This is a genomic window from Methanocalculus sp. (assembly GCF_029762515.1).
Lineage (GTDB): Archaea > Halobacteriota > Methanomicrobia > Methanomicrobiales > Methanocorpusculaceae > Methanocalculus.
On sequence record NZ_JARVGN010000565.1, the window covers coordinates 1 to 1,060 of the forward strand.

2 protein-coding genes are annotated in these 1,060 nt (G+C 58.5%); both read right to left on the minus strand.

Annotated features, from left to right (window positions below; all coding sequences use genetic code 11):
- Positions 1–681 (minus strand): cobalt-precorrin 5A hydrolase (gene cbiG, locus QCH34_RS13210; protein ID WP_300334792.1); only part of this gene is annotated, 681 nt, incomplete at its 3' end.
- Positions 678–1,060: SAM-dependent methyltransferase (locus tag QCH34_RS13215; protein ID WP_300334794.1), on the minus strand; the 383-nt coding region annotated here is incomplete at its 5' end. The genes QCH34_RS13215 and cbiG, both read right to left, overlap by 4 nt.

The window sequence follows — 1,060 nt, forward strand, 5'->3', positions numbered from 1 at the left end:
CCTTCGTACCCCCTCGGCGAGTCCGGGGTCAGGCCGTTTCTTCTCGGTAGTTGCAAACGCTCCCACCTCATCTGAGCGGATCTGAGCATCTTTGAGTGCGGACGCCACCGCATCCTCCACCTCTTCCGGCGTGATACCAAGCCGTGCTCCGATACCGATGGTGTAGGGTTTTGCCTTGATAAGCACCGAAACTCCCGGCCCCGCCACCACGATGCCAGGCTCAGGTATCTCGTAGACCGGCACCTCGCCATCGAGGAAGGCGGCATTCACCCTCCGGGTAGAGGGGCGGTTGATCACACGGCACTGCTCAACTGCGGCATATCCCTCAACAGACGGCCGCCCATGCACCTCGGTTGCTGTTGAGATCACAGGAATGATCCCGATCCCAGCAAGGCGGAATGCGAGATCGTTTGCGCCATGATGGCCGCCCAGGATCGGGATTGCATACTTCCCATCCGGGGTCACAACGACGATCCCCGGATCATGCCACTTGTCGGTGAGGAGCGGGGCAGCGGAGCGGACGGCGATCCCTGCCGACATCACCGCAACGATCCTATCATAGGTCGCAAATGCGGTGGTGAAGATTCCTTCCTCATAGGGAAGCAGATCGGCATCAATCGCTCCTGCTATCTTCTGGCCGAGTTCTGAGAAGCGGGGCAGGGCGATGACACAGCAGTTCATGAATAGAGATGTGAATGGACAAAACCGCTTTCGATACCAAGGACTGCACGGCCGATGACGATCAGGGCGGTCTTTGTAATCCCGGCCTCTTCGGCCTTATCTGCAATATCGGCGACAGTACCTTTGACAATCTTCTGGTCATCCCAGGTGGCATGGTAGACAACCGCAACCGGCGTATCCTCAGGGCATTCAACCCGTGCCATAATATCCCTCAGCTTCTCGGTGCCAAGGAATATCACAAGCGTCTCCCCGGTCCGGGAGAATTCTTTAATCCGATCTTCTTCGAGGGTTGCACCGGCAGGGCGGGTGATGATGACGCTCTCGGAAACACCCCGCAGGGTGAACTGGGTTCCGAGTGCTGCTGCTGCCCCGAAGAGGG